The sequence below is a fragment of the Achromobacter sp. genome, assembly GCF_050285565.1.
Taxonomy (GTDB): Bacteria; Pseudomonadota; Gammaproteobacteria; order Burkholderiales; family Burkholderiaceae_B; genus Achromobacter.
Window position 1 is genome coordinate 114,633 of sequence record NZ_JBLZXG010000002.1, and the last position, 22,334, is coordinate 136,966.

The 22,334-nt window shown below is 66.0% G+C and carries 19 protein-coding genes, 1 tRNA gene and 2 pseudogenes; 9 read left to right on the forward strand and 13 right to left on the reverse strand.

Annotated elements, in window-relative coordinates; genetic code table 11:
- Positions 1 to 7 precede the first annotated feature (7 nt).
- The 4 genes from ACN6O8_RS03640 to ACN6O8_RS03655 all read right to left on the reverse strand — a co-directional run bounded on the left by ACN6O8_RS03640 (position 8) and on the right by ACN6O8_RS03655 (position 5,426).
- Complete coding sequence (locus tag ACN6O8_RS03640; RefSeq protein WP_427989708.1) at positions 8 to 1,270, reverse strand: arsenic transporter; 1,263 nt, start codon at positions 1,268 to 1,270, stop codon at positions 8 to 10.
- A gap of 122 nt (positions 1,271 to 1,392) precedes the next feature.
- A complete protein-coding gene (locus ACN6O8_RS03645; RefSeq protein ID WP_427989709.1) occupies positions 1,393 to 2,724 on the reverse strand; it encodes a trypsin-like peptidase domain-containing protein in 1,332 nt (443 codons plus the stop codon).
- 105 nt (positions 2,725 to 2,829) lie between these two features.
- Complete coding sequence (gene ggt / locus ACN6O8_RS03650) at positions 2,830 to 4,425, reverse strand: gamma-glutamyltransferase (protein ID WP_427989710.1); 1,596 nt, start codon at positions 4,423 to 4,425, stop codon at positions 2,830 to 2,832.
- A gap of 26 nt (positions 4,426 to 4,451) precedes the next feature.
- Positions 4,452 to 5,426, reverse strand: a complete 975-nt coding sequence (locus tag ACN6O8_RS03655) for a Bug family tripartite tricarboxylate transporter substrate binding protein (RefSeq protein ID WP_427989711.1) — start codon at positions 5,424 to 5,426, stop codon at positions 4,452 to 4,454.
- A gap of 227 nt (positions 5,427 to 5,653) precedes the next feature.
- On the opposite strand from ACN6O8_RS03655, the gene ACN6O8_RS03660 reads away from it, so the two are divergent.
- Positions 5,654 to 6,310, forward strand: a complete 657-nt coding sequence (locus ACN6O8_RS03660; RefSeq protein WP_427989712.1) for a GntR family transcriptional regulator — start codon at positions 5,654 to 5,656, stop codon at positions 6,308 to 6,310.
- A gap of 75 nt (positions 6,311 to 6,385) precedes the next feature.
- Here ACN6O8_RS03660 and ACN6O8_RS03665 read toward each other — a convergent pair whose 3' ends face one another.
- Genes ACN6O8_RS03665 through ACN6O8_RS03675 form a run of 3 tightly spaced genes read right to left on the reverse strand, consistent with a single transcriptional unit; the run spans position 6,386 to position 9,183 of the window.
- Positions 6,386 to 7,189: a deaminated glutathione amidase gene (locus tag ACN6O8_RS03665; protein ID WP_427989713.1), complete on the reverse strand. Its 804-nt coding sequence runs from the start codon at positions 7,187 to 7,189 to the stop codon at positions 6,386 to 6,388.
- A 17-nt stretch (positions 7,190 to 7,206) separates the two neighbouring features.
- Positions 7,207 to 8,160 (reverse strand): nitrate ABC transporter substrate-binding protein, encoded by a 954-nt coding sequence (locus tag ACN6O8_RS03670; RefSeq protein ID WP_427989714.1) that lies wholly within the window; start codon positions 8,158 to 8,160, stop codon positions 7,207 to 7,209.
- Positions 8,161 to 8,205: 45 nt separating this feature from the next.
- Complete coding sequence (locus ACN6O8_RS03675) at positions 8,206 to 9,183, reverse strand: Bug family tripartite tricarboxylate transporter substrate binding protein (RefSeq protein ID WP_427989715.1); 978 nt, start codon at positions 9,181 to 9,183, stop codon at positions 8,206 to 8,208.
- 141 nt (positions 9,184 to 9,324) lie between these two features.
- Here ACN6O8_RS03675 and ACN6O8_RS03680 point away from each other — a divergent pair, with 141 nt between their 5' ends.
- Positions 9,325 to 10,290 (forward strand): LysR family transcriptional regulator, encoded by a 966-nt coding sequence (locus ACN6O8_RS03680; protein WP_427989716.1) that lies wholly within the window; start codon positions 9,325 to 9,327, stop codon positions 10,288 to 10,290.
- 156 nt (positions 10,291 to 10,446) lie between these two features.
- Positions 10,447 to 11,718 carry an MFS transporter gene (locus ACN6O8_RS03685; RefSeq protein ID WP_427989717.1) on the forward strand — a complete coding sequence of 424 codons (1,272 nt, stop codon included), beginning with the start codon at positions 10,447 to 10,449 and terminating at the stop codon, positions 11,716 to 11,718.
- Positions 11,719 to 11,739: 21 nt separating this feature from the next.
- Here the strand turns inward: ACN6O8_RS03685 and ACN6O8_RS03690 are convergent, their stop codons facing one another.
- Together ACN6O8_RS03690 and ACN6O8_RS03695 are read right to left on the reverse strand one after the other, a co-directional pair.
- Positions 11,740 to 12,612 (reverse strand): NAD(P)-dependent oxidoreductase, encoded by an 873-nt coding sequence (locus ACN6O8_RS03690; protein WP_427989718.1) that lies wholly within the window; start codon positions 12,610 to 12,612, stop codon positions 11,740 to 11,742.
- Between the two features lie 135 nt (positions 12,613 to 12,747).
- Positions 12,748 to 14,205, reverse strand: a complete 1,458-nt coding sequence (locus ACN6O8_RS03695) for a phospholipase D-like domain-containing protein (protein ID WP_427989719.1) — start codon at positions 14,203 to 14,205, stop codon at positions 12,748 to 12,750.
- Between the two features lie 236 nt (positions 14,206 to 14,441).
- Between ACN6O8_RS03695 and ACN6O8_RS03700 the strand changes: the two genes are divergently transcribed.
- Positions 14,442 to 14,517, forward strand: a tRNA-His gene (locus ACN6O8_RS03700).
- Positions 14,518 to 14,609: 92 nt separating this feature from the next.
- On the opposite strand, the gene ACN6O8_RS03705 is transcribed toward ACN6O8_RS03700, so the two are convergent.
- Positions 14,610 to 15,668 (reverse strand): tyrosine-type recombinase/integrase, encoded by a 1,059-nt coding sequence (locus ACN6O8_RS03705; protein WP_427990156.1) that lies wholly within the window; start codon positions 15,666 to 15,668, stop codon positions 14,610 to 14,612.
- A gap of 129 nt (positions 15,669 to 15,797) precedes the next feature.
- Between ACN6O8_RS03705 and ACN6O8_RS03710 the strand changes: the two genes are divergently transcribed.
- On the forward strand, positions 15,798 to 15,929 hold the full coding sequence (locus ACN6O8_RS03710; protein ID WP_427990172.1) for a hypothetical protein: 132 nt from the start codon (positions 15,798 to 15,800) through the stop codon (positions 15,927 to 15,929).
- Between the two features lie 15 nt (positions 15,930 to 15,944).
- Positions 15,945 to 16,088 carry a hypothetical protein gene (locus ACN6O8_RS03715; protein ID WP_427990173.1) on the forward strand — a complete coding sequence of 48 codons (144 nt, stop codon included), beginning with the start codon at positions 15,945 to 15,947 and terminating at the stop codon, positions 16,086 to 16,088.
- Positions 16,089 to 16,295: 207 nt separating this feature from the next.
- Here ACN6O8_RS03715 and ACN6O8_RS03720 read toward each other — a convergent pair.
- A pseudogene (locus ACN6O8_RS03720) lies at positions 16,296 to 16,565 on the reverse strand (DNA cytosine methyltransferase); the annotation flags it as partial.
- Between ACN6O8_RS03720 and ssb the strand changes: the two are divergent.
- The 3 genes and pseudogenes from ssb to ACN6O8_RS03735 form a co-directional block, all read left to right on the forward strand.
- Positions 16,537 to 16,923 (forward strand): annotated as a pseudogene (gene ssb, locus ACN6O8_RS03725) (single-stranded DNA-binding protein); the annotation flags it as partial. The pseudogenes ACN6O8_RS03720 and ssb overlap by 29 nt on opposite strands.
- A 260-nt stretch (positions 16,924 to 17,183) precedes the next feature.
- Positions 17,184 to 17,423: a type II toxin-antitoxin system Phd/YefM family antitoxin gene (locus tag ACN6O8_RS03730; RefSeq protein WP_427989720.1), complete on the forward strand. Its 240-nt coding sequence runs from the start codon at positions 17,184 to 17,186 to the stop codon at positions 17,421 to 17,423.
- Complete coding sequence (locus tag ACN6O8_RS03735) at positions 17,420 to 17,815, forward strand: type II toxin-antitoxin system VapC family toxin (RefSeq protein ID WP_427989721.1); 396 nt, start codon at positions 17,420 to 17,422, stop codon at positions 17,813 to 17,815. Before ACN6O8_RS03730 ends, ACN6O8_RS03735 begins: the two co-directional genes overlap by 4 nt.
- 596 nt (positions 17,816 to 18,411) lie before the next feature.
- On the opposite strand, the gene ACN6O8_RS03740 is transcribed toward ACN6O8_RS03735, so the two are convergent.
- Positions 18,412 to 20,292 (reverse strand): DUF4209 domain-containing protein, encoded by a 1,881-nt coding sequence (locus ACN6O8_RS03740; RefSeq protein ID WP_427989722.1) that lies wholly within the window; start codon positions 20,290 to 20,292, stop codon positions 18,412 to 18,414.
- A gap of 188 nt (positions 20,293 to 20,480) precedes the next feature.
- The gene (locus ACN6O8_RS03745) at positions 20,481 to 22,262 is read right to left on the reverse strand and encodes an ATP-dependent DNA helicase (protein ID WP_427989723.1); all 1,782 of its coding nucleotides are present in this window, start codon (positions 22,260 to 22,262) and stop codon (positions 20,481 to 20,483) included.
- Positions 22,263 to 22,334 lie beyond the last annotated feature (72 nt).

Sequence of the window (22,334 nt, forward strand, 5' to 3'; positions counted from 1 at the left end):
GCCGCCCTCAGCCGCCGGCCAACGCCAGCATCAGCAGCGCGCCCAGCAGCGCCGGCGGCATCACCCACGCGCCCAGCTTCAGAAAGCGCAGCGCGCCGACGTGCTGGCCCTCGCGCCGCACGGCGATCAGCCACAGCAGGGTGGCCAGCGAGCCGGTGATCGACAGGTTCGGCCCGAGATCCACGCCGATCAGCAGCGCCCCCGCGGTTCGCGCGGGCAGGTCGGCGATCTGGCCGACCGAGCCGGCGATCAACCCCGCCGGCAGATTGTTGATGAGATTGCTGGCCAGCGCCGCCACGATGCCCGCGCCCCACAGCGCGCCGCCGGCCGAATCGCTCGCCAGCCGCAGCAATGCCTGCGCCAAGGCATCGATGGCGCCGCTGAGTGCCAGGCCTTCGACCAGCACGAACAGGCCGGCCACCATCGGCAAGACGCCCCAGGCCACGTGGCGCAGCACCGGCAGCGGGTTGAGCCGTTGCTTCAGGTGGATCAGCCCGGCGGTGGCCAGGCCGGCGATGAAGGTCGGCAGGCCCAGGTCGGCGTGCAGCGCCGAGGCCAGCATCAGCACCAGCGCGGTCAGCAGGATGCCGGCGCCGGTCAGGCGCGCGCCACTGCCCAGCGCTTGCGGCGCGATGTCGGCGCGCAGCGGCTGGCGCAGCGCCTCGCGCTGGCTCAAGCGCAGGGTCAGGTAGGTCAGGCCGATGGCCGCCAGCGAGGGCAGCGTGAAGCGTTGCAGCCAGTCCGCCAGCGGCGGCATCTGGCTGCCGTACACCACCAGGTTGGCGGGATTGGAGATCGGCAGCACGAAGCTGGCGGCGTTGGCGATGAAGGCGCAGATGAACAGGTAGGGCAGCGGCCGCGCGCCGGCGGCCCGCGCCGCGGCGTACACCGCCGGCGTCAGCACCACGGCGGTGGCGTCGTTGGACAGGAACACCGTCACCAGGATGCCCACCAGGAACACCAGGTCGAACAGCCGCCGCGCCGACCCGCGCGCATGGCGCGCCGCCACCATCGCCAGCCAGTCGAACAGTCCCTGCTGGCGCGCCAGTTCGGCCAGCACCATCATGCCGATCAGGAACAGGTACACGTCCAGTCCCTTGCCGACCGCGCCCAGCGCCGCCTGCCACGGGATCAGACCGGTCGCCGTCAGCAGCAGCGCGGCGCCGCCGGCCCAGACGTATTCGGGCAGCTTCCAGGGGCGCAGCAAGATACCGATGATCGCCAGGGCGGAAATACCCCAGAGGGCGAGGGAGGCGGCGGGAATGGGCATGAGCGGCGACGATGAGAATCCGGGGCGGGAAGCATTATCGCCGGTTCGGCGCCGCCAGGGCCGGCCGCGCGCCGCCGCGCGGCCCGCGCCGCGGCCGCCACGCGCGCGCCGGCCGGCAACGCCTATTGGATCTGCAAGGTATACATCGCCCGGCCGCGCACCAGCGTCAGCAGCAGCGGCTGCCCCGGGGCGGCGCCGGCCAGCAGGCCGCGCAGATCGGCCAACCGGCTGACCGGCCGCTGGTTGACGCCGATGATGACGTCGCCGCGCTGCATCCGCGCCGCCACCGCGCCGCGCTCGGGGTAGGTGGCGCTGACCGCCACGCCATCGTTGCCCTTCAGGCGCTGCTCGCGGCCGAGCTCGGTGAATTCCACCCCGTTCAGGCGCGCGTCGAGCGAGCCGCCGTGCAGCCGTTCGTTGCGCTCCGGTTCGATCCGCAGCGTTACTTCGCTGCGCTGGCCGTTGCGCGACAGCGTCAGCCGCACCTGCTTGCCCACCGGCAGCAGGCCCTCGGCGTTGCGCAGTTGGGCGCTGCTGCCGATCGGCTTGCCGTCCAGCGCCAGCACCAGGTCGCGCGCCTGCACTCCGGCCTGCTGCGCCGGCGAGCCGTCCGCCACCCGCGCCACCACCACGCCCGTGGCGTTCGGCGCCATGCCGAGCTGGCGCGCGTTGCGCGGCGTGATGTCGATGGTGTCCAGTCCCAGCCCGCCGCGCTGCACCTGGCCGTGCTGCAGCAGTTGGCGCATGACCTCGCCAGCCAGGTTCGACGGGATCGCGAAACCGATGCCGACGTTGCCGCCCGACGGCGTGTAGATCATCGTGTTGATGCCGACCAGTTCGCCGTTCAGGTTGACCAGCGCGCCGCCCGAGTTGCCGGGATTGATGGACGCGTCGGTCTGGATGAAGTTCTGGTAGCCGGCGGCGCGCAGGCTGGAACGTTCCAGCGCCGAGACGATGCCCGACGAGGCCGACTGCCCCAGGCCGTAGGGGTCGCCGATGGCGACCACGAAGTCGCCCACGCGCAGGTCGCTGGAATCGGACAGGGTCAGGGCTTGCAGCCTGTCAGGAGGAATGCGCAGCACCGCCAGGTCGGTGTCCGGATCGCTGCCGACCACGGTCGCGGTGAAGCTGCGGCCGTCCTGCAGCGACACGCGGATGGAGGTGGCGCCGCGCACCACGTGGTGATTGGTCAGGATGTTGCCTTGGGCCGCGTCGACGATCACGCCCGAACCGATGCTCTGGCGCCCGCCGGCGCGGGGCTGGCCGAAGACGGGCGCCTGGCCGCCGTCGCTCTGAGTGGAAATGTTGACCACCGCGGGCGTCACGCGTTCGAGCATCGGCGCCAGCGAGGGCAGGGGCTGGCCGTCCACGGCCATCGGCAGCGCGGCCGTGGCGCGGGCTGCAACGAAAAGGGTGGCGACGGCCAGCGCCGCGGCGGACAGGATTCGGTTCATACGGGCCTTCAGGGGTCTGCGCCGCAGTATCGCCGCGCCCCGCTCCCTTCATATGACCGATCAAGCCCCTTTCCGGCGGCGTGTTCCGCCGCCGGGCGGGCGCGCCTAGAAGCCGACCGCCTGGCCGTCCCGGCGAGAATCGGACGCCGCGACATAACCGCCCTGCGGCAGCCGGCAGATCAGTTGCGCCGAACCGAACTCCAGGCTGTCGGCCGGCGCCACCGCCACGTTGTGGCCGCGCTGGCGCAGCGTGTCGACCACGTCGGCGGGCAGGTGCGACTCGACGTTCACCACCGGCCCCTTCTCGACCCGGAAGCGCGGCGCGTCGCTCATGGCCTGCGGATTCTGGCCGAAGGCCGCCAGCCGCGTCACCATCTGCAAATGGCCCTGCGCCTGCATCGACCCGCCCATCACGCCGAACGACATCACCGCTTCGCCGCCGCGCGTGACGAAAGCGGGAATGATGGTGTGCATCGGCTTCTTGCGCGGCGCCACCTGGTTGACGTGGCCGGGCGTCAGCACGAAGTTCAGGCCGCGGTTGTGCAGGCTGATGCCGGTGTCCGGCACCACCACGCCCGAACCGAAGCCGTGGTAGTTGGACTGGATGAACGACACCATGGTGCCGGCCGCGTCGGCGGCGGTCAGGTAGACCGTGCCGCCGCTGGCGGGCGTGCCGGCCACCGGCACGGCGGCGCGCTCCATCGAGATCAGGCGCGCGCGTTCGGCCAGGTAGGCCGGGTCGAGCAGGGCGCGGGCGTCGGTGCGCATGTGGCGCGGATCGGCCACGTGGTGATGCAGGTCGGCGAAGGCCAGCTTCATGGCCTCGATGCTGACGTGGTAGTAGTCGGCGCTGTCGCGGCCCATGGCCTCCAGGTCGAACTGTTCCAGCATGCCCAGCGCCATCAGCGCCGAGATGCCCTGGCCGTTCGGCGGGATTTCATGCAATTCGTAGCCGCGGAACGACTGCGAGATCGGCGTTACCCATTCCGGCCGGTGCTCGGCCAGATCGGCCGCGCTCAGGGCGCCGCCGGTGCGCGCCGCGAAGTCGGCGATCCGGGCCGCCAGCGCGCCGCGGTAGAAGCTGTCGCCGCCGCTTTCGGCGATCTCGCGCAAGGTGCGCGCCTGCGCCGGAAAGCGCCACCATTCGCCCGCCTGCGGCGCCCGGCCCTGCGGCAGGAAGGCCTCGGCGAAGCCCGGCTCCTGCGCCAGCTTGGGCGCCTGGGTGGCCCATTGGCGCGCAATCGTCGGGCTGACCGCGAAGCCTTCCTCGGCATAGCCGATCGCCGGTTCGAACAGTTTGGCGAAGGGCAGCTTGCCGAAGCGTTCGGACAGCGCCTTCCAGCCCGCCACCTGACCCGGCACGGTGACCGTGCCCCAGCCGGTGCCCGGCATCGCCTCGCGGCCGGCGAAGTAGTCCGGCGTCCAGGCCGCCGGCGCGCAGCCGCTGGAGTTCAGGCCATGCAACCGCCCTTCGTGCCAGACCAGCGCGAACATGTCGCCGCCGATGCCGTTCATCACGGGCTCGACCACGGTCAGCGCGATGGCGGTGGCGATGGCGCTGTCCACGGCATTGCCGCCGGCCAGCAGCATGCGCAGCCCGGCCTGGGCCGCCAGTGGCTGGCTGGTGGCGACCGCGTTGGCGGCCAGCACCGGCATTTTTCGGGAAGCGTACGGAAAAGACCAATCGAAGGGGGAGGACATGGTGGCGTCGGGACTCTGTAGGGAAATTACTGCGGGGTGATGCCGGCCTGGTCGATCAGCTGCTTGGTGCGCGGAATCTCGGCCTTGATGAAGGCGGTGAATTCCTCGCGGCTGCCGCCACGCGGTTCGGCGCCGGCTTCGGCCAGCTTACCGCGCAAGGCCGGGTCGGCCAGCACCTTGTTGACGGCGCGGTTGAGCTTGTCCAGGATCGGCGCGGGCGTGCCTTCGGGCGCCACCAGCCCGTACCAGGGGGCGATGTCGTAGCCGGCGTAGCCCTGCTCGGCGATGGTGGGAATGTCCGGCGCCAGCGCCGAGCGCTGCGAATTGGACATGCCCAGCGCCAGCAGCGCGCCGCTCTTGACCTGCGGCAGGCCGGTCATGATGGTGTCGAAGTACATCGATACCTGGCCGCTCAGCAGCGCCGGAATGGCTTCGCCAGCGCCCTTGTACGGCACGTGCAGGATGTCGATGCCGGCCACCGACTTGAGCATCTCCCCGGCCATGTGCGAGGTGGTGCCGGTGCCGAACGAGGCGTAGGTCAGCTTGCCCGGATTGGCGCGGGCATAGGCGATCATCTCGGGCAGCGTCTTGAACGGCTGCTGCGGATTGGCCAGCAGGATGTTGGGCGTGTAGGCCACCATCGACACCAGTTCGAACTTGTCCGGGTCATAGGCCAGGCGCTTCTGCAGGAAGCGGTTGGTGACGATGGCGGCCGGGCCGCCCATCAGCAGGGTGTAGCCGTCGGGGGCCGAGCGCGCCACCGAGGCGCTGCCGATCGCGGCGGCGGCGCCCGGGCGGGCTTCCACCACGAAGGGCTGGCCCAGCTCGGTCGACAGGGCGGCGCCCAATTGGCGCGAGATCAGGTCGGTGGCCGAGCCGGCCTGGAACGGCACGACGATGCGTACCGGATGCTGCGGCCAGTCGGTGGCCTGGGCGCCCGCCTGGGCGGCAAAGGCCACGGCGGCGGCGCCGGTCAGGGCGCGGATGAAGCGAAAAGACATGGATTCCCCTTGAAGGCTTGGTGTTCGTAGCGGTAGAGCATTGGCGCCGGGCGGATCTGCCGCCCGCTGAAATCCCGGCGGACGCGCACGGCTGGCGCGCCAGTCATGGATTTGACGCGAGTCGCGGCCGCCCGGCCATTGGTATTTGCATCCATGGATCACTGGATCCAATTTGTGTTATTTTTGCGTTTATCTATCATGGCGGCTTTGAACACCCGGGGACGAGGATGCTGCAGTTTCAGAAGACGGCCGTCAGTGCCGAAGAAGAGGCCTACCAGCATCTGCAGCGCGAAATCCGGCTGGGCAACTACCCGCCCGGCCACCGCCTGGTGCCCGAGGCCATCGCCAGCGAAATCGGCACCAGCCGCATGCCGGTGCGCGGCGCGCTGCGCCGGCTCGCCTCCGAAGGCCTGGTCGAGATCCGCGCCAACCGGGGCGCGGTGGTGCGCGGCCTGAACCAGCAGGAAATGCGCGAAGTCTTCGAAATGCGCTCGGTGCTCGAAGGGCTGGCCGTGCGCAACGCCGTGCGCAACATGAGCGCCGAACATATCCGCCGCCTGGCCAGCATGCTGGATCAGCTCGAGCAGGGCTCGGGCGACTACCTGGACTGGACCAGCGCCCACCGCGACTTCCACGAATATCTCTGCAGCTTCTGCCAGCAGCCGCGCCTGTTGCGGCAGATCTCCGAGCTGCACTCGGTGGTCGAGCCGTACATGCGGCTGTGGGCGGCCCAGCCCGGGCGCGTGCTGCGGGTGCGCGAATCGCACCAGGAGCTGATCGACGCCTTGCTCACCGCAGACCCCGACCGCGGCGAGGCGGCGATGCGCCAGCACGTGCTGAACACGGTGCCGGCGTTACAGGCGTTCCTCGAACGCGCGGGCTGAGGCCACGCGCCGCGCTTGGCCATCGGCCCCCCGCACACGCATCCCGGGTGTGAACAACCTATTGCGACTCGACACCTAGCCGGCCGCCGGCAGCGCCAGTTCGGGCCGCGCGAAGCGGCGGTTCTTCAGTACCGGCAGCACTTCGCGCGCATGCGCGATGCGCGCCGGATCCAGGTCGGCGAACACCAGCGCTTCCTGCTCGCCGGCCTGCGCGATGGCCACTCCCAGCGGATCCACCACCATGCTGGCGCCGATGTTGCGCGGGCCGCATTCGCCCACCGCCGCCACATAGCAGGTGTTCTCCAGCGCCCGTGCCGTGCTCAGCACCGACCAGTGCGCTTCCTTCAGCGGCCCCTTGACCCAGGCCGATGGCACCACCAGCACGTCGGCGCCATCCAGCGCCAGGCGGCGCGCCAGCTCCGGAAAGCGCAGGTCGTAGCAGGTCATCATGCCGACCCGCATGCCGGCTACCGGCACCAGCGGCGGCACTGTGTCGCCTGGCACCACGTTGACCGATTCCTGCATCGAGAACGCATCGTACAGGTGCAGCTTGCGGTACTGCGCCACGATCTCACCGCGGCGCAGCGCCACCTGCGTGTTCCAGACCCGTTCACCCGCCGCGGGCGTGTGCACGGTCATGATGACCGTCAGATCCAGTCCGCGCGACAGCGCCTGCAATTGCGACACGAACGGGCCGTCCAGCGGCTGGGCGGCGCGCCGCACCAGGTCGGGGTCGGCGATGTCGCGCGCCAGGATGCCCTCGGGCAGCACCAGCAGGTCGGCGCCGGCCTCGGCGGCGCGGCGCATCAAGTCCAGGCAGACGCGGGCGTTGTCTTCCCAGACCGGGCGGACGGCGAATTGTCCCATGGCGATTTTCATGATGGATTCCTTGGTGTTCAGTGCGCGTGCGGGAACAGCTCGGCCGGCGTCATGACGCGGTCGGCCAGTTGCTGGGCGTGCAGTTCGGCGGCGAAGTCGCCGATCATCTTCAGGTTCGGTTCCAGTCCGTTGCGGTTCCAGGCCTCGGGCAGGTCGCGCGAGGTCTGGATCAGTTCGTCCAGGATCCACGGCGTGGTGTCGGCATATTTGCGGCGCTTGTCCAGCCACAGCGCGGCCGAGGCGTCCAGCGCCTCGCTCAGCGCCTGCGCCGCCCAGGGGTGGGCCTCGGCCAACGCCGGCTTGAGCCCCAGCAGGTGGATGCCGGGCACATAGCCGACCTGGCGGAAGTAGTCGACCTCGCTGTCGCGGCAGGCGGGCAGCAACTGGCGCAGGTCCGAACCGGCGTCGAAGAAACCGTCGGGCATGAACGGCGTGAATACGGCCTCCAGCTCGCCGGCGCGCAGCAGATCGACCAGCGGGCGCTCGTCCGCCACCGCCTCGATCACGCCTGGCCGGCCAAAGCCCGCCAGCCGGTCGGTGATCGGGTGCACGCCGGTCAGGCGTCCCACCTTCCAGATCGCGTCGTCCACGCCGATGCCTTCGCGCCGCAGCAGCGCGCGCGTCCAGGTATTGCCGGAATCCTGCCAGCCGGTCATGCCGATGCGGGCGCCGGCCAACTGATCCAGCCGCGTGATGCCGCTGTCGCGCGTGGTGATGATGCAGCGGTGGCGAAAGCCGCGCATCAGGAAGTGCGGCACGCCGACGATGTCGTCGCGGCCCCGGGCGCGGCCCAGGCAATAGCGGCTCATCGACATTTCACCGGCGTCGAAACGCGGGTCGTTGGCCAGGTCGTCGGGCAGGGTGCCGACCCGGTGGATGTCCAGGTCGATGCCGCGGGCGGTCACATCGCCCAGGGCGAGCGGGACGATGTAGTCCCAGTCGCGCACGGCGAGTCGGATCTTGATGCTCATGGAAGGTGTCCTCGCGGCCGGATGGCCGCGGTGCGGGGGAGGGAATCAGTCCAGGCGGATGCCGCGCGCCTTGACCACGTCGCGCCAGAAGTCCTGCATGCCGACCTGCATCTTGCGCAGATCTTCGCCGTACAGGTCCAGGATGTCGTTGCCCGAGTTCAGAATGAACTCGCGCAGCGCGGGCGTCTTGAGCGCTTGGCGCAGCGCCTCGCGCAGCTTGTCCAGCACGGCGGGCGGCGTGCCGGCCGGTGCGTACAGCGCGGTCCAGCCGTACAGCGTCAGGCTGGGATAGCCCAGCTCGGACACGGTGGGCACGTCGGGCGCGTCGGCCACGCGCCTATCGCTGGTGGCGGCGATGGCGACGGTCTTGCCGGCCTTCACGTACGGCAGCGCCGAGGAGGGCGTGTCGAACAGGATATCGATGGTGCCGCCGATCAGGTCGGACTCGGCGGCGGCCGGGCCTTTGTACGGAATGTGCGACAGCTCGATACCGGCCAACTGGCTCAGCAGTTCGCCCAGCAGGTGCGGATTGGTGCCCGGACCGGCACTGCCGTAGGTCAACTTGCCCGGTTCGGCCTTGGCGCGCGCGATCAGATCCTGCACGCTGCGGATGCCCGAGGCCTTGCTGGCCACCAGCACGAACGGCGAGCGCGAGATCACGCCGATGGGCGCGAAGTCCTTGTTCTCGTCATACGGCAGCTTGCGGCTCAGCACGATCGGCAGCATCACCATGGCGCTGGAGGCGCCGGCCAGCAGCGTATAGCCGTCCGGCGCCGCCTTGGCCACGGCATCCACGCCGATGGCGCCGCCCGCGCCCGAGCGGTTCTCGACCACGAACGACTGCCCCAACTGCTCGCCCATCGTCTTGCTGACGGCGCGCGCCAGCACGTCGGACGACGCGCCCGGCAGCGTGTGCACGATGACCTTGATGGGTTTGGACGGATAGGCGTCCTGGGCCTGGACCGCGCCGGCCAGGGCCAGGGCGAGCGCGGCCGCGGCGGCCAGACGGTGAATTGCGTTCATGGAGTTTCCCCTTGCTGTTCTGGGCCGGGCGTCCGCATCGGGCGCCATCGGCAGGGCCATTGTCGGCAGGGGGGCTAATATGCGTCAATGTCGAAATTCGGCGTGATACTTGCATAATTCACAACTGTATGGAGGCCCGCCATGAACTTCATGGCCCTGGAGGCGCTGCGCGCCTTCGTCGAAGGCGGCAGCATCGCCGAAGCGTCGCTGCGCATCCATCGCAGCCCGTCCCAGGTCAGCCGGTTGCTGGCCATGCTGGAGCAAGAGGCCGGCTTCCCGCTGCTGCTCAAGGAAGGCCGGCGGCTGTCCCTGACCGAGCAGGGGCAAGGCTTCTACCAGCGCATCGACGAAATGCTGCGGGCCGGCGACGCCGTGCGCGAATATGCCCGCGGCGCACGCCGCAAGAGCCGCACCCACGTCAACGTGCTGGTGGCCCAGCATTTGATCGAAGGCCTGCTGGTCGACGCCGTCGCTCGCGCCGTGCAGGAGGACAACGCCTTCGGCGTCACCATCAATGCGCGCATGCCGCCCAATGTCGACGCCTGGATCAGCCAGCAACAGTTCGACCTGGCGCTGGCGCAACTGCCGGTCGAGCATCCGTTGCTGACCACCGAGGTGCTGGCCGAATCGCGCGCCGTCGCCGTCCTCAGCGGCGCCGATCCGCGCGCCGCGCACGCCGTCATCACGCCGCGGGTCCTGGGGCAGGGCCGCTTCATCGGCCTGCCCCAGCGCGGCGCCCTCCATCACCGTTATGCGCGCGCCTTCGCCCAGGCCGGCTACGAGCCCGAAGCCCAGTTCGATGTCTCGTTCGGCTTCATCGCCTGCCAGTTGGCGGTCCGCGGCTGCGGCGCGGCCTTGAGCGATCCGCTGTCGGCCCTGGCCCAGATCCACCTGGGCGCGCAGATCCGCCGCTTCGAGCCCGAAACGCCGCTGCAATACGGCCTGATCTATCCCAAGTCGCGCCCGCCCTCGCCGGCCGCGCAACTGCTCATCCGGCACCTGCGCGCCGTCGCGGCGGAAAAGCTGCGCAACGTCGATGCGCTGGTCGCCGCCACGCCGGCGCGCGGCGCGCCCGCGCCGCGGCGCCGCAAAGCGCGCGGCGCCTGACCGCTCGCCGGACAGGATCGGATGGCCGCCGCGCCGCCCGCATATAGCCGGGAGTAATATGGCGCGTCTGGCGGCCGGCTTCCGTCTCCTCGCATCCCTCGCGGTGTCTGCACTGAAGCGCCCCGGCGCGACAAGAAGACCCAAGGAGAGAGGCAAGTGGACAAAAAAACATCGGCCGGCTGGTATTTCGGCTGGAACATCGTCGGCGCCGCCACGGTTCTGACGCTGCTGACGGTAGGGCTGCGCATGGGCATCGGCCCGTTTTTCCTGCCCATGGCCGACGGCCTGGGTTTTTCGCGCAGCCTGCTGTCGGGCATCGTCGCGGCCGGCATGCTGTGCTATGGCCTGGCGATGCCGCTGGCCGGCTACCTGGTCAGCGCCCGCGGCACCCGCTTTGTGCTGCTGACCGGCGCGGCCATCGTGGTGGCCTCGTCCATCTGGACTGTTTTCGCGCGCGGCCCCATCGAATTCCTGCTGGCCTTCGGCGTGGCGCTGTCGGTCGGCCTGGCCTTCACCAGCCCGGTGGCGCTGACGCCCGTGATCAGCCGCTGGTTCACGCGCCAGCGCGGCATGGCGCTGTTCTTCCTGTCCACCGGCTCGATGGCCGGCATCGCCCTGATGACGCCCACGCTCACCTTCGCCATCGGCGCCGTCGGTTGGCGCGAAACGCTGCTGGCCTTCGCCGCCCTGTTCGCGCTGCTGACCGTGCCGGTGGCGCTGTTCGTGATGCGCGATCAGGCGCCCGAGCACACCGACCTGCTGCCGCACCAGATCGTCGAGAAAAAATCCGCGTCGCGGCCCGCCGCCACGGGCGCCGAGGCGCGCGTCAAGGACGCCGTGCGCACGCTGCCGTTCTGGCAGGTGGCGCTGGGCCTGTTCGCCTGCGGCTTCAGCATGAACCTGCTGGGCACCCACGGCATGCCCATGCTGATGGACCACGGCTTCGACGCCACCACCAGTTCGCTGGGCATCGGCCTGATCGGCCTGGTGGCGATCTTCAGCACGCTGGTGCTGGGGCGCATGTCGGATCAGGTCGAGCGCCGCAACATCCTGGCCGTCATCTACCTGGTGCGCGGACTGGGTTTCTTCGCGCTGGTCATGGTGGGAGCGCATTGGGAACTGTACGCCGCCGCGACCATCGGCGGCATCGTCTGGGCCGGCAGCATCGCGCTGTCATCCGCGATTCTGGCCGACGTCTACGGCGTGCGGCTGGTGGGCGTGCTGTATGGCCTGACCTACCTGGGGCACCAGATCGGCGGCATGATCAGTTCGTGGCTGGGCGGGTGGGCCTTCGAGACCTTCCATACCCATTGGGTGGCGTTCGGCGCGGCCGGCGCCTTGCTGCTGCTGGCCGCCGCCATTTCACTGCGATTGCCGCGGCGAGGCACGCTGCGCGCGGTGCCGGCAATGGTGACCGGCGGGCGCTGAGCCCGCCCGCCGCGGGCCGGTTCAGCGATCCTTCAACAGCGACACCAGCTCGGGCACGTAGCGCTCGCCGCCGCCCTGGCTGACTGCCTGGTCGTAGGTGTGCAGCACCGCGGCGCCGATCTCGCGCACCGCGCCGGTCTCGGCCGCCATGGTGTTGTAGTAGGAAAGATCCTTCTGCGCGTTCGACATGAAAAAGCGCAGCGACGACGGATCCTGTTCCAGCAGATAGGGCTTCAGGCGCTCCAGCGCCACGCCGCCGCCGCCGCCCTTGCCCAGCACCTCGGCGAACACCGCCGGGTCGATGCCGGCGCGCAGCGCGCACGCGGCCGCCTCGGCCAGCAGCGCGACCGCGCCCAGCGATACATAGTTGTGCAACAGCTTCATCCGATGGCCCGCGCCCACCGGACCGGCGTGGGTGATGTTCTCGGCAAAGCACGCCAGGATAGGCCGGCATTCCTCGAACAGCGCGGCCTCGCCGCCCACCAGCAGATTGAGGCGGCCCTCGGCGGCTTCCTTCGGCGTGCGCGTCATGGGGGCGTCGAGGAACCGGCCGCCCTTTTCGATGACCGCTTCGGCCACCTTGGCGGTGGAGGAGGGGATGGCGGTGGAGCAATCGATGATCACCGTGCCCGGGCGCAGGCCTTCGAGCACGCCGCCCGGCGACAGCAGCACCGCCTCGACCTGCGGACTGCCCGTGACGCACAGGATGATCACATCCGACCGCGCCGCCAGCGTCGCGCCGTCGGCGCAACTGGCGGCGCCCGCCGCCTTCAAGGCGTCCAGCGGCTGGTTGCCCGGATGCTCCAGCACCGTCAGCGCATGACCATGCTTGACCAGATTGCTCGCGATGCCATGGCCCATCAGGCCGATGCCCACCATACCGATTTTTGCCATCTTCCACTGCTCCTGCCACACGGGCTGTTTGTTATGGCATAAATCTTACTCTCAGATCCGCGCCGCCCCGCATGCGCAATCGGCGGCCCAGGGGCCGCCGATCTTTGTCCGTGGCAGCGCGGCCGGGCCGCGCGGTCACAGGTACGGCGTCGCCAGCCAGATCACCTTGTTGCGCAGCCGCTTCGCAAACGGCGCCTGTTGCAGGTCTTCCAGCGTCTGCCGGCGCGCATTGGCCACCAACGCGTCGATGCGCGCGCCGATCCAGCACGCCACCTGCGGATCATAGATCTCGGTGTCCAGCTCGAAATTCAGCCGCAGGCTGCGCGGATCCAGGTTCGACGAGCCGACATAGGCCCAGCCGTCGTCCACCGTCATCAACTTGGAATGGTCGAACGCCCCGCGCGAGCGCCACACCCGGCAGCCGGTGCGCACCACCTGATCCAGTTGCGCGGTCATGGCGTAATCGACCAGCCGCAGGTTGTTCTTGCCCGGAATCACGATATCGACGATCACCCCGCGCCGCGCCGCCGTCGCCAGCGCGCCGATCAACGGCTGATCCGGCAGGAAATAGGGCGACTGGATGCGCACATGGCGCTGCGCCACCGCCAGCGCGCCCAGGATGATGCTGTGCGCGCTGCCCAAGGCCCGGTCCGGCCCTGAAGGCACGCAGCGCATCGGCACCACCCCATGCGGCGGCTGCGCCTGCGGATCGAACCAGGGCCGCGCCGGCAGCGACTCGTGGGTGGTGAAATTCCAGTCGTGCGCGAACACCGACATCAGCTGCGTCACGATCGGGCCTTCCACCTGGAAATGCGTGTCGAGATTGGTCGCCGCGCCCGACAGCGCCGTCACGAACGCCGCCCGCACGTTCATGCCGCCGGTGAAGCCGACGCGGCCGTCCACCACCAGCACCTTGCGGTGGCTGCGCAGATTGGCATACGGCATGCGCAGCACGCCCAGCGGATTGGTCATGAAGCGCGCCACCGGCACCCCGCCGCGCGCCAGCATGCGCACGATCGGCGGCCGCGAGTATTTGGCGCCGATCGCATCGATCAGCACCCGCACCTGCACGCCGCGCCCGTGCGCCTCGATCAGCGCCTGCGCCATCTCGCGGCCGATCGCGTCGTTGTCGAAGATGTAGCTCTGCATCGCCACCGCGTGGCGCGCCTCGCGGATCGCCTGCAGCATCGCCGGATAGGCCTCGTCGCCGCCGGCCAGCGGCCGCACCGTGTTGCCGCCCAGCAGCCGGAACCGGCTGACCTGGTCGCCCAGCACCTTCAGCGAGGCGAACTGCGGCCCCGAGATCGGCGCCACGTCCACGTTTGCTGTCTCCACCAGCGCCGCGTCCACCAGCATGGCCTCGTCGCGCTGCTGCGACAGCCGCGTCTTGCGGATGCGGTTGATCCCCGCCACGAAATAAGCCGCGGCCCCGAACAACGGCGAAAACAGCGCCAACCCGACCCAGCCGATGGCCGACCGCACATCCTGCTTGGTCATGGCCGCGTGCACCGCCGCGCCCGCGCCCGCCACCAGGCTGACGCCGAACACCATGTGCGGCCAGTAAGCGATCAGTAATTCGTGTATGCGATCCATGGCGACGGCGACGCGAGCCTCCGGAGGTTGATTCGAGCGCCAAGGATAGCAAGGTCGGCGCGCCTGGCAAGAGGGAAAGCGGTTCCGCCCCGCGCGCGCGGGGCGCGCCACCGGCCCGATCACGCCCGCCTTGCCCGCCGTTTTACACGGCGCGAAAAACCGTGCTAGAATTCGGCCTCTTTGCAGTTGACCACGAAATTTTTCGTGTTTGCGTGTCAGCGGCAAAGCAGTCAGTGGTGGCTGTAGCTCAGTTGGTAGAGTCCCGGATTGTGATTCCGGTTGTCGTGGGTTCGAGTCCCATCAGCCACCCCAAAGAATTCATGTGAAATCAGGCACTTACGCGCAAGCGGGGTGCCTTTTTTCATTGCGCTAATGGTGGCAAGATCAGGCGATGGTGGCATGCGTCAGGCGCTGCCCTTGATCTTGACCACGCGCCGGCGGTCGTACACCCTCCTGGTGGTGGCCGGATTGGCGTGGGTTTCCGGGTTCTCGTCCCGGCCCACCAGCACCGTTACATAGTAGGCGCGCAGGTCGTGGAAGGTGAACCGCTCCCGGCCTGGAACTTTGACCCAGTCGGCCATGATCTTCGACCAGAGCGCCTTAAATCCTTGCTCGGTGTACGGCTGGCCCTCCCGGTTGGTAAACACGAACATGGATTCCGGGATGGACGACTTTCCATCCCGCGCTTTCCGGTTCAGGTTGGCCAGCTCGGCGAACAGCTGGCGCAGCGCCGGCGTCCACTCGATCAGGCCGCGGCGTAACGCATCACCCGCCTTGGCCTTGGCGAACCCAACCACAATGCCATCCTGGCCCAGATCAGTCTTGCGCAGGCTCAGGAACTCGGCACGGCGCCGGCCCGTCAGGGCGATGAACTTGGCCATGAGGCCGATGACGTGCGACGACGGGCCCTTCTTGGCCGCCGTCGCGCAAAAAGATTCGATCTCTTCCCATGACGGACACCTCGAGCGCGGCCGTTCCTTGTTCCGCCTGACCTGGCGGCATGGGTTGGCCGTGGCGTAGCCGTGTTCGATCCCGAATTGGAATGCCGACGCCAACAGGGCGATTTCACGGTTGGCACGCACGGGTGCGGCGGCGCGTTCGACGCGCAGATACCGCGCAATGTGGGGCGGCTTTACGTCATCCACGGGCATATCTGCGAACCGCTCCAGGATCTCTTTGCTGGCCGCGATGTAATCGTCCTGGGTGCGCGGTGCAAGCTCGTTCTTGAAGCCGCCGCTGGCCATATACTCGCGCAACAGCTCGGCTACCGTGCCCGTGTCAGGCGCGCGCCGTTCCATTTCCAGCACGCGCTTGATCGCTTCGGCGCGGTCGTGGCCCAGGTTGATGTATTTCCGGTCGTAGGTGTAATACCGGAACGTCCATATGCACCTCATGCATTCTTCGATGAAGATTTGCGCCTGGATCGCGTTGATCGCGTTGCCGTAGGCGCGCAGTCGTCCCACTCGGGCGGGAGCCCCATCAACCAGCGGGAATGTGCCGGGTTCAACTGGCCGCCACTTCCCATCCCGGCAGAGGAGCCAGTCAGCAGCTCCCCAGAAGCCGTTAACCGGGCCGGGCCGCAGATCGCCGCCATGGCCAAGTCCTGCGGCGAGCCCTTGCGCGAGATCTCCGACATGGCGCCGTCCAGCGTGCGCACGTTCTTCTCGCCGTCCGCCGCGCGCGGTGTCGGCCACGCCGCAAGAGGGGCGATTTCCGTCAAGTAGCCGCTGGTTCGAGTGGTGGCAATCCGCGATGGCCGCAAGGCCCTTCTGTCGATCGTATCCATCGTGTTTGGCGTCGGCCACCCCGCCAGCGCAACCTGGTGCGTCAGCATTGTTGGCGCCGAGTTGCCCGTCTTGCCGATCGACCTGGCCACGTACTGATCCCCCGTCCCGCCCGGCTCGCTCGCTGTGGGCGTTCCCCAGCCCGCGAGCTGCGCCCCGTCGTCCAGGTTCCGCTTTCCCTGCGCGAATCGCTTTAGCGCCGTCTGTGGGGTCGCTGTTCGTCCGTTCGGGTCGCCGTCCCGGGCCTGAGGCGTTGGCCAACCAGAACAACCGATCTCGGATGTGCGGCGCACCGATGCCCGCAGACGGGAAAGGGATCGCCCCACTGGCGTAGTCCAGGGCTTCCAGGTCATCGAATACAAGGTCGAGCCAAGGCTCTGCGTCCTTGCTTGCAACCTGCTCGCCAAAGATGACTGGAGGGCGGCACTCCTGGATGAGCCAGTGCCAGGCCGGCCAAAGGTGCCGCTCGTCATCAAACGCAGTTCCTTTGCCTGCCGTGGAGAAAGGTTGGCACGGGCAGGAACCCGCCCTAGCAAGGAGAACTGTCATGGCATCACTGAACAAAGTCACCCTCATCGGCTATCTGGGCCGCGATCCCGAAGTGCACCATGTCGAGGACGGCACGGCGATCTGCAATGTGTCCATTGCGACATCGCACAACTGGACCGACAAGGCCAGCGGCGAGCGCCGCGAAAAAACAGAATGGCATCAGGTCGCCTTCTTCAAGCGCACAGCCGAAATCGCTGGCGAGTACTTGAAGAAAGGCGCGCAGGTCTACGTCGAAGGCCGCTTGCGAACCCGCACTTGGCAGGACAAGAACAGCGGCGAGAACCGCTACGCTCTGGAAATCGTTGGCACGCAGTTGCTGATGCTGGGCGCTCGCAAGAGCGGGCAGGCGGCAAGCAATGACCGCATCGGCGGTGGTGATTCCGACGACGATCTGCCGTTTTGACCCATGAATAGATAGCCCCTGTCCGGTTGCACCCGGCAGGGGCCTGACGCGCGGCCAGCCGGCGCTGCCTGCCCTTCTGCCCACCATAGGATGCGAAGCGGGCGAGTGATCGTCATGCCAGCCGGGGAAACTCGGCTGGTGACGCGATTTCGGGGGGGAAGGTTGGGGCGGCAAAAATGACTATTTCGCGTAGTCATTTTCTGATAAAATGACTACGCGAAATGACTATTTTCGGAGGCGTCATGCACAACCAGCAAGTTTCCAAAACCGAGTTCAAAGCGCGTGCGCTCGAGCTTTTCCGGCAGGTTGAAGCGACCGGGGAGTCCATTGTTGTGACCGATCATGGTAAGCCTGCGCTTGAAATCCGCCCCTACCGGGCGGTGGCCAAGCGCAATCCGTTGGATGTGCTGCGTGGCTCCGTCCTGCGGTTTGACGATCCCTTGTCGCCGGTCGGCGAGGATACGTGGGAGGCGGCGCAATGATCGTGCTGGATACCCATGCACTGGTGTGGTGGGCGGCAGGGGATTCGCAACTGAGCCGTGCCGCACGCGAAGCTATCGAGGCCGAGGCGCAGGACGGTGAAATCCTGGTTTCGGCCATCAGTGCTTGGGAAGTGGCCATGCTGGCCAAGGCTGGGCGTCTTGCATTGACCATAGATGCCGCGGCTTGGCTGGATACGGTTGCCGAGGTGCCCGCGATTCGTTTCGTTCCGGTGGATGTACGGATTTCAGTTCAATCTGTTGATCTGCCCGGCGAGTTCCACAAGGATCCTGCCGACCGCATTATTGTGGCTACGGCACGGCATCATTCGGTGCCTCTGGTATCTGCTGACCTGAAGATTCGCGACTACCCGCACGTTCAGACCATCTGGTGATGTAACCCATCTCTGCAACCCAATAGGCCGCCTTCGGGCGGCCTATTGGCTTTTGGGGAGGATGTTGGTGCAGGGCCAGGCCAGTCCCACCGGCTGCGCCGGCGGGGCCGTCCTCTGGACGTCGTGAGCGTCCCCCGGACGCTCACAGGCGGCCTCAATGTGTCCCTTAATGTGCCCGCCGCAGAGGCGCGGCGTGCCCCTTAAGGGCCCCCTTAAGGCCACCACACAGGACGCACCCTGCGGGTGCGGTCATTTCTTTGATTTTATTGTCTTTTATTTGGGAGTGACTGCTTTTGTTGTCTGACAATGAGGGCAAAAAATCTGCCAAATACCTGGCCAGTACACACATCCCAGATGTATACGATTGCTCGCATTCAACATCTGCGGCATGCGTTAGCGCGGCATTAGGTCAAGATCGGGACAAATCTGGCACCTGACAGGACAAAACTGGGACAAGCTGGGGTGCAAGACGACCCGAATAAGGACGAAAGAAGGACAATGTTGTGTCCAAAGCGCTTCGCGGATTGGAGTAGTAAAGAGTTCACCAGCCTCCTGATCATGCCCCAAAAAGGAGCATGATCAACATAGCCAATAACTCAAGCAGGGACGTTCGTTTCGCCATCTCCCTCCGGTACGGCGTTCTCATGTGAATCGGCTAAAGGTGCGATCGACAGAATGACAAGTCGTAAGAGTAGCCACCAGGCATAGATTGAAAACTCAGAGTCGCAGCCATTCTCATCCAGCAGGCCATGAGCCAATTCGTTGCGCAGATTGGGACCAAATGCATCGCAGAATATTGCTCTGATTTCGTATGCGAGGTCCCCGCCAAACACGTTCACTGCCTCGGGTAGATCCATGAGTGTGCTGAGGCCGTTTTCCATTTCTATATTTTGGCTGTCCAGCGTTGAAGTCTTGGCACCGGCCGCTTTGAGATGTACTCGGACAGCATTCTCCATCTGCGGGACCAGAAAGTGTAAAGCTGCCACAAAGTCGTTGTCATATCCCGCGAACAGGGCTTTGCCTATCAATCGTTCTCTGCCGCTTGGGACAAAGCGAGATAGGGAAGCCAAATGAACAAAATCTAGCTCCTGCAGCCGGTGATCAAACCGGATTATGTCGAGAGCCGGCAATACAATACCTAGTACAGTCATCTGAACGAAAATTCGACTGTCTCTGACCATGTGAGCTTGTATGGCAGGTTCGTTATCAGCATCTGTTCCGCCAAGATTCACTGGGGGAATTCGCGCCACGACTCGACCGTCGGCACTAAGCATTGACATGCCGAACATTGAGGAAAAAAACGAATGGTTAATTGCCTTTATCGCGGCGGTACGTTGCGTTTCGACTTTCATGCCGGGGAAGGAGCATAGACCTTGCAAAGCGCTGTAGGGATCCCTGTTTTCCACAGCGTTTCGCGCCATGGCGACTACTTCTGCAAGGTCCACCCCTGGGGTGGTGATCGTGTGCATTTGCCCAATTGCCGCGGAACCCGCTTCATTGAGTTGGGTACGGATTTTGGCGATTCGCGCTTCGATGTCATGCTCTGCTCGATGCTGGTTCGGAATCTCTCTATAAGCTTCGATTGCATTTTCGTAAAGACTTGCTGCTGAAAGCGCTTGGGGCGGATCCATGGCAAGCATAGCCGTAGCGGCGCGCTCACACATCTCCCCCTTGCATTTCATCATCGCTGCGGCTTTCTCCTGGGCTTTGGCCTTGCGGTACCATTGTGCCGAAGCTGAATAATGATCTCTGGCCTCCCGTAGCTTGCCTTCTTGATTGAAGGCGCTGGCGAGATCCTCCAATTTGCTTGCTATGTCGGTAGCAATTTCTGGCGTCTGGCGCAGCGTCCCCAGTAAGTCTGCGAGTCGAATAGGGAAATAACCATCCTCTATGCTTGTACTGTGGAAGGCTGTAAGAACTGACTTCTGCATCTGGTCGAGACGCTCTCCCGCTCCAGCTTTCAACTGTTGAGCCAGAACAAAAGCCCGTCTCCAGCAGTTGTCACCTCCGTGTATCCATGTCTCGACGCTAAGAGGAATCGAACGATAGCAATCAATAGCTATATTCGCAAAGTTCGGGTTGCGTGGCTTCATTCTTAGCCACGCCATATCTGCGAACCGAGCCTTTAGCCAGCTGTCCTCCACTAGATCCAAAACTTCGGAAAATAGCTTAATTTCAGCTTCGGTGAAGTCCTCTAAGGACGCAGATCGACGGTCAGCAAAGACTGCGAACGGCTTAAATGGCTCATTTAGGCTGGTCGGCACCAACATCAGCGACGTCGCCTTCGCTATAAGGCTGAGCAATGCACTGTGGGAGCTGCGGGAGTCCTGCGCAGCCGCATTTGCTTCTTTTCGCAAGGCCTCCCACATAGCAGGGTAGCCAATCTGCGCCGCGTCTAAAGCGGGTTTCCACCCACATGCGCTAAACATCTCCGGAGTGAATATGCAGTCCTGCGAGCTGTCCTGTTGCGTTTCCATGTCTCGACTTATAAAAAGTTAATTTTCAATACCGGCGAGCACTCATAGGCTTCCGCTAGTGCCCTCCGGTAGATATGGCTTCATACAAATTTGTCGTACTTTGTAATTTTATGTCGTTATCGAGAGTTAGTACATCGAAGGGGGCTTCTGATCGCCTCAAATTAATGGGCTACTTAGTTATCTAGCCGTCATACTTCTAAGCCGATGTCGAGCGCAGCAGTTTTTTCTTCGTAGCGATCGACGGAGGTCGCAAGCTTCCCTGCATTATTGGTGTAAATCTCCGTCTGATACCGTGCGCGAGAAATCGCCACGTAGTACACATCTCGCTGCGTGGTCCGGCTGAAGCTCTCAGCATTGATCAACACGCGATCGCACGTTAGCCCCTGGGCGCTGTGACTGGTGGTGGCGTAGGCTCGATCCAGATGAAGCGGCGTCGTCGATGCGTCCAACACCAATCGCCGGTCGCCAGCGCCGATCGTGACTGAGGTGGGTGTAATGGCCAGCACTTCAAAGCGTGCGCCGTTGACCAGGTCGAGACTGGCGTTGTTGCGCGTGACACGGACCCAGTCGCCCGCGGACAGTTCGGCCACCACGGGTTGATACACCGAGATCTTGGCCGTCCGCGCTGGATTGAATGTCGTCCTCACTTGGGTTGCCAGGTGCTCGACTTCCAATTGATTGGGCTTGTCCGCCGCTATGCCGATCACGCGGTACATTTCGCCTTGCCGCAGGTCGCCTGTCTTGTAGTCCCGTTCTGGCTGGATGATGTCGTCGGCGATGTAGTAATGGGCCACGCGCCGCTCGGCCTGCGTGGTATCGCGCCGGGTGAGTAGGTCGAAGTCGAAGCCGCGTCCGCCCAACCCCAGCGCTTGATGCGTGGCTTCATTGAGCGCGTTGCGCGAGCGGTTGGTGCCGGTGACGATGAGGGTTTCACGGCGATCCTTGGCGCTCATGCCGGCATAGCGGCTCGCGATGGCGTCGTACCGCAGGTCGTCATCATTGACGGTGTGAACGGCTTGTAGTTTCTGAGATAGGATGCCTAACGACGCTGAGGCCCGACCGCTGGCGGCCAATTCCACGGCGGCTTTCAGCTCGGGAGACTTCTGCCGCACGATATCGCCCATGAGCGCAGTTTCCATACCTTCGACCTGCAACTGATGGAAGGGGCGGCCGGCCTCGATGGCCTTGGTCTGGCCGGTATCGCCGAGCATGACGACGCGGGCCCCATCGGCCTCGGCCATTTTCATGAGCCGTTCCATGATCCGCGTAGGTACGACCGCGGCTTCGTCGATGACCAGGACCGTATTGGGATCGAGCTTGAAGCGGTCCTGCTGGCGGGCTTCTAGCACCGACGCCACAGTACGCGCCTCCATGCCGAGTTCGCGCAACGCCTCGATCTGCTTGCCGTAGGAGGCGACAGCCTTGATGGTGTAGCCAGCCGCGTCGGCGGCGTCCTTGACCTTGGCCAGCATGTGGGACTTCCCGGTGCCGGCCAGGCCCTGGACGCCAACGAAACGATGCGGCGTGCTGAGGATCAGTTCGGCCGCGGCGAGCTGGCCTGGCTTGAGCCCCTGTCCCTGGAGCGCTGCCTGCGCCTGTTCGCGCTGCAGGATGGGCTGGACTTGGTTGCGGCCGTCTCGTTCGATCTGCAGGACGCGCTTTTCACGCTCGCGGGCGATCTGGGTGGTGTAGCGAGCGCCGGTTGGGACGAGTTCGCCGCGCGCGATGGCCTGGCGCACGTGCTCGTGGGCGCGCTTCTTACTCATGCCCTCCTGAATCAGTTGCTCAACCCATTCGGTGCGGGTCTGCCTCGGCCCCTTGCGCTCATGTGCCGAGCGATATTGCAGCGTGCCGAGGATGAGGTGCCCCTTTTGCAGCGACCGCTTGACGGCGGCCTTCACGTCCTTGAGCTCGATGCCGGTGCCGATCGACCGACGCAGGGCCGTGCGTAGCATCTCGCTGCCATCCATGACCGATTCGCGCTCGGTGTGGTGCTTGATGGCCCATTTCAGGCACTCGTCGGCGATCAGGGCTACCGCCTC

What these genes read in the sequence shown, in the direction of transcription:
- ACN6O8_RS03640 (WP_427989708.1), bottom strand. Translation starts at nt 1,270, where the DNA reads ATGCCCATTCCCGCCGCCTCCCTCGCCCTCTGGGGTATTTCCGCCCTG.
- ACN6O8_RS03745 (WP_427989723.1), bottom strand. Translation starts at nt 22,262, where the DNA reads ATGGATGGCAGCGAGATGCTACGCACGGCCCTGCGTCGGTCGATCGGC.
- ACN6O8_RS03660 (WP_427989712.1), top strand. Translation starts at nt 5,654, where the DNA reads ATGCTGCAGTTTCAGAAGACGGCCGTCAGTGCCGAAGAAGAGGCCTAC.
- ACN6O8_RS03730 (WP_427989720.1), top strand. Translation starts at nt 17,184, where the DNA reads ATGCACAACCAGCAAGTTTCCAAAACCGAGTTCAAAGCGCGTGCGCTC.
- ACN6O8_RS03675 (WP_427989715.1), bottom strand. Translation starts at nt 9,183, where the DNA reads ATGAACGCAATTCACCGTCTGGCCGCCGCGGCCGCGCTCGCCCTGGCC.
- ACN6O8_RS03690 (WP_427989718.1), bottom strand. Translation starts at nt 12,612, where the DNA reads ATGGCAAAAATCGGTATGGTGGGCATCGGCCTGATGGGCCATGGCATC.
- ACN6O8_RS03680 (WP_427989716.1), top strand. Translation starts at nt 9,325, where the DNA reads ATGAACTTCATGGCCCTGGAGGCGCTGCGCGCCTTCGTCGAAGGCGGC.
- ACN6O8_RS03665 (WP_427989713.1), bottom strand. Translation starts at nt 7,189, where the DNA reads ATGAAAATCGCCATGGGACAATTCGCCGTCCGCCCGGTCTGGGAAGAC.
- ACN6O8_RS03710 (WP_427990172.1), top strand. Translation starts at nt 15,798, where the DNA reads ATGGCCAAGTCCTGCGGCGAGCCCTTGCGCGAGATCTCCGACATGGCG.
- ACN6O8_RS03645 (WP_427989709.1), bottom strand. Translation starts at nt 2,724, where the DNA reads ATGAACCGAATCCTGTCCGCCGCGGCGCTGGCCGTCGCCACCCTTTTC.
- ACN6O8_RS03695 (WP_427989719.1), bottom strand. Translation starts at nt 14,205, where the DNA reads ATGGATCGCATACACGAATTACTGATCGCTTACTGGCCGCACATGGTG.
- ACN6O8_RS03740 (WP_427989722.1), bottom strand. Translation starts at nt 20,292, where the DNA reads ATGGAAACGCAACAGGACAGCTCGCAGGACTGCATATTCACTCCGGAG.
- ACN6O8_RS03735 (WP_427989721.1), top strand. Translation starts at nt 17,420, where the DNA reads ATGATCGTGCTGGATACCCATGCACTGGTGTGGTGGGCGGCAGGGGAT.
- ggt (WP_427989710.1), bottom strand. Translation starts at nt 4,425, where the DNA reads ATGTCCTCCCCCTTCGATTGGTCTTTTCCGTACGCTTCCCGAAAAATG.
- ACN6O8_RS03655 (WP_427989711.1), bottom strand. Translation starts at nt 5,426, where the DNA reads ATGTCTTTTCGCTTCATCCGCGCCCTGACCGGCGCCGCCGCCGTGGCC.
- ACN6O8_RS03670 (WP_427989714.1), bottom strand. Translation starts at nt 8,160, where the DNA reads ATGAGCATCAAGATCCGACTCGCCGTGCGCGACTGGGACTACATCGTC.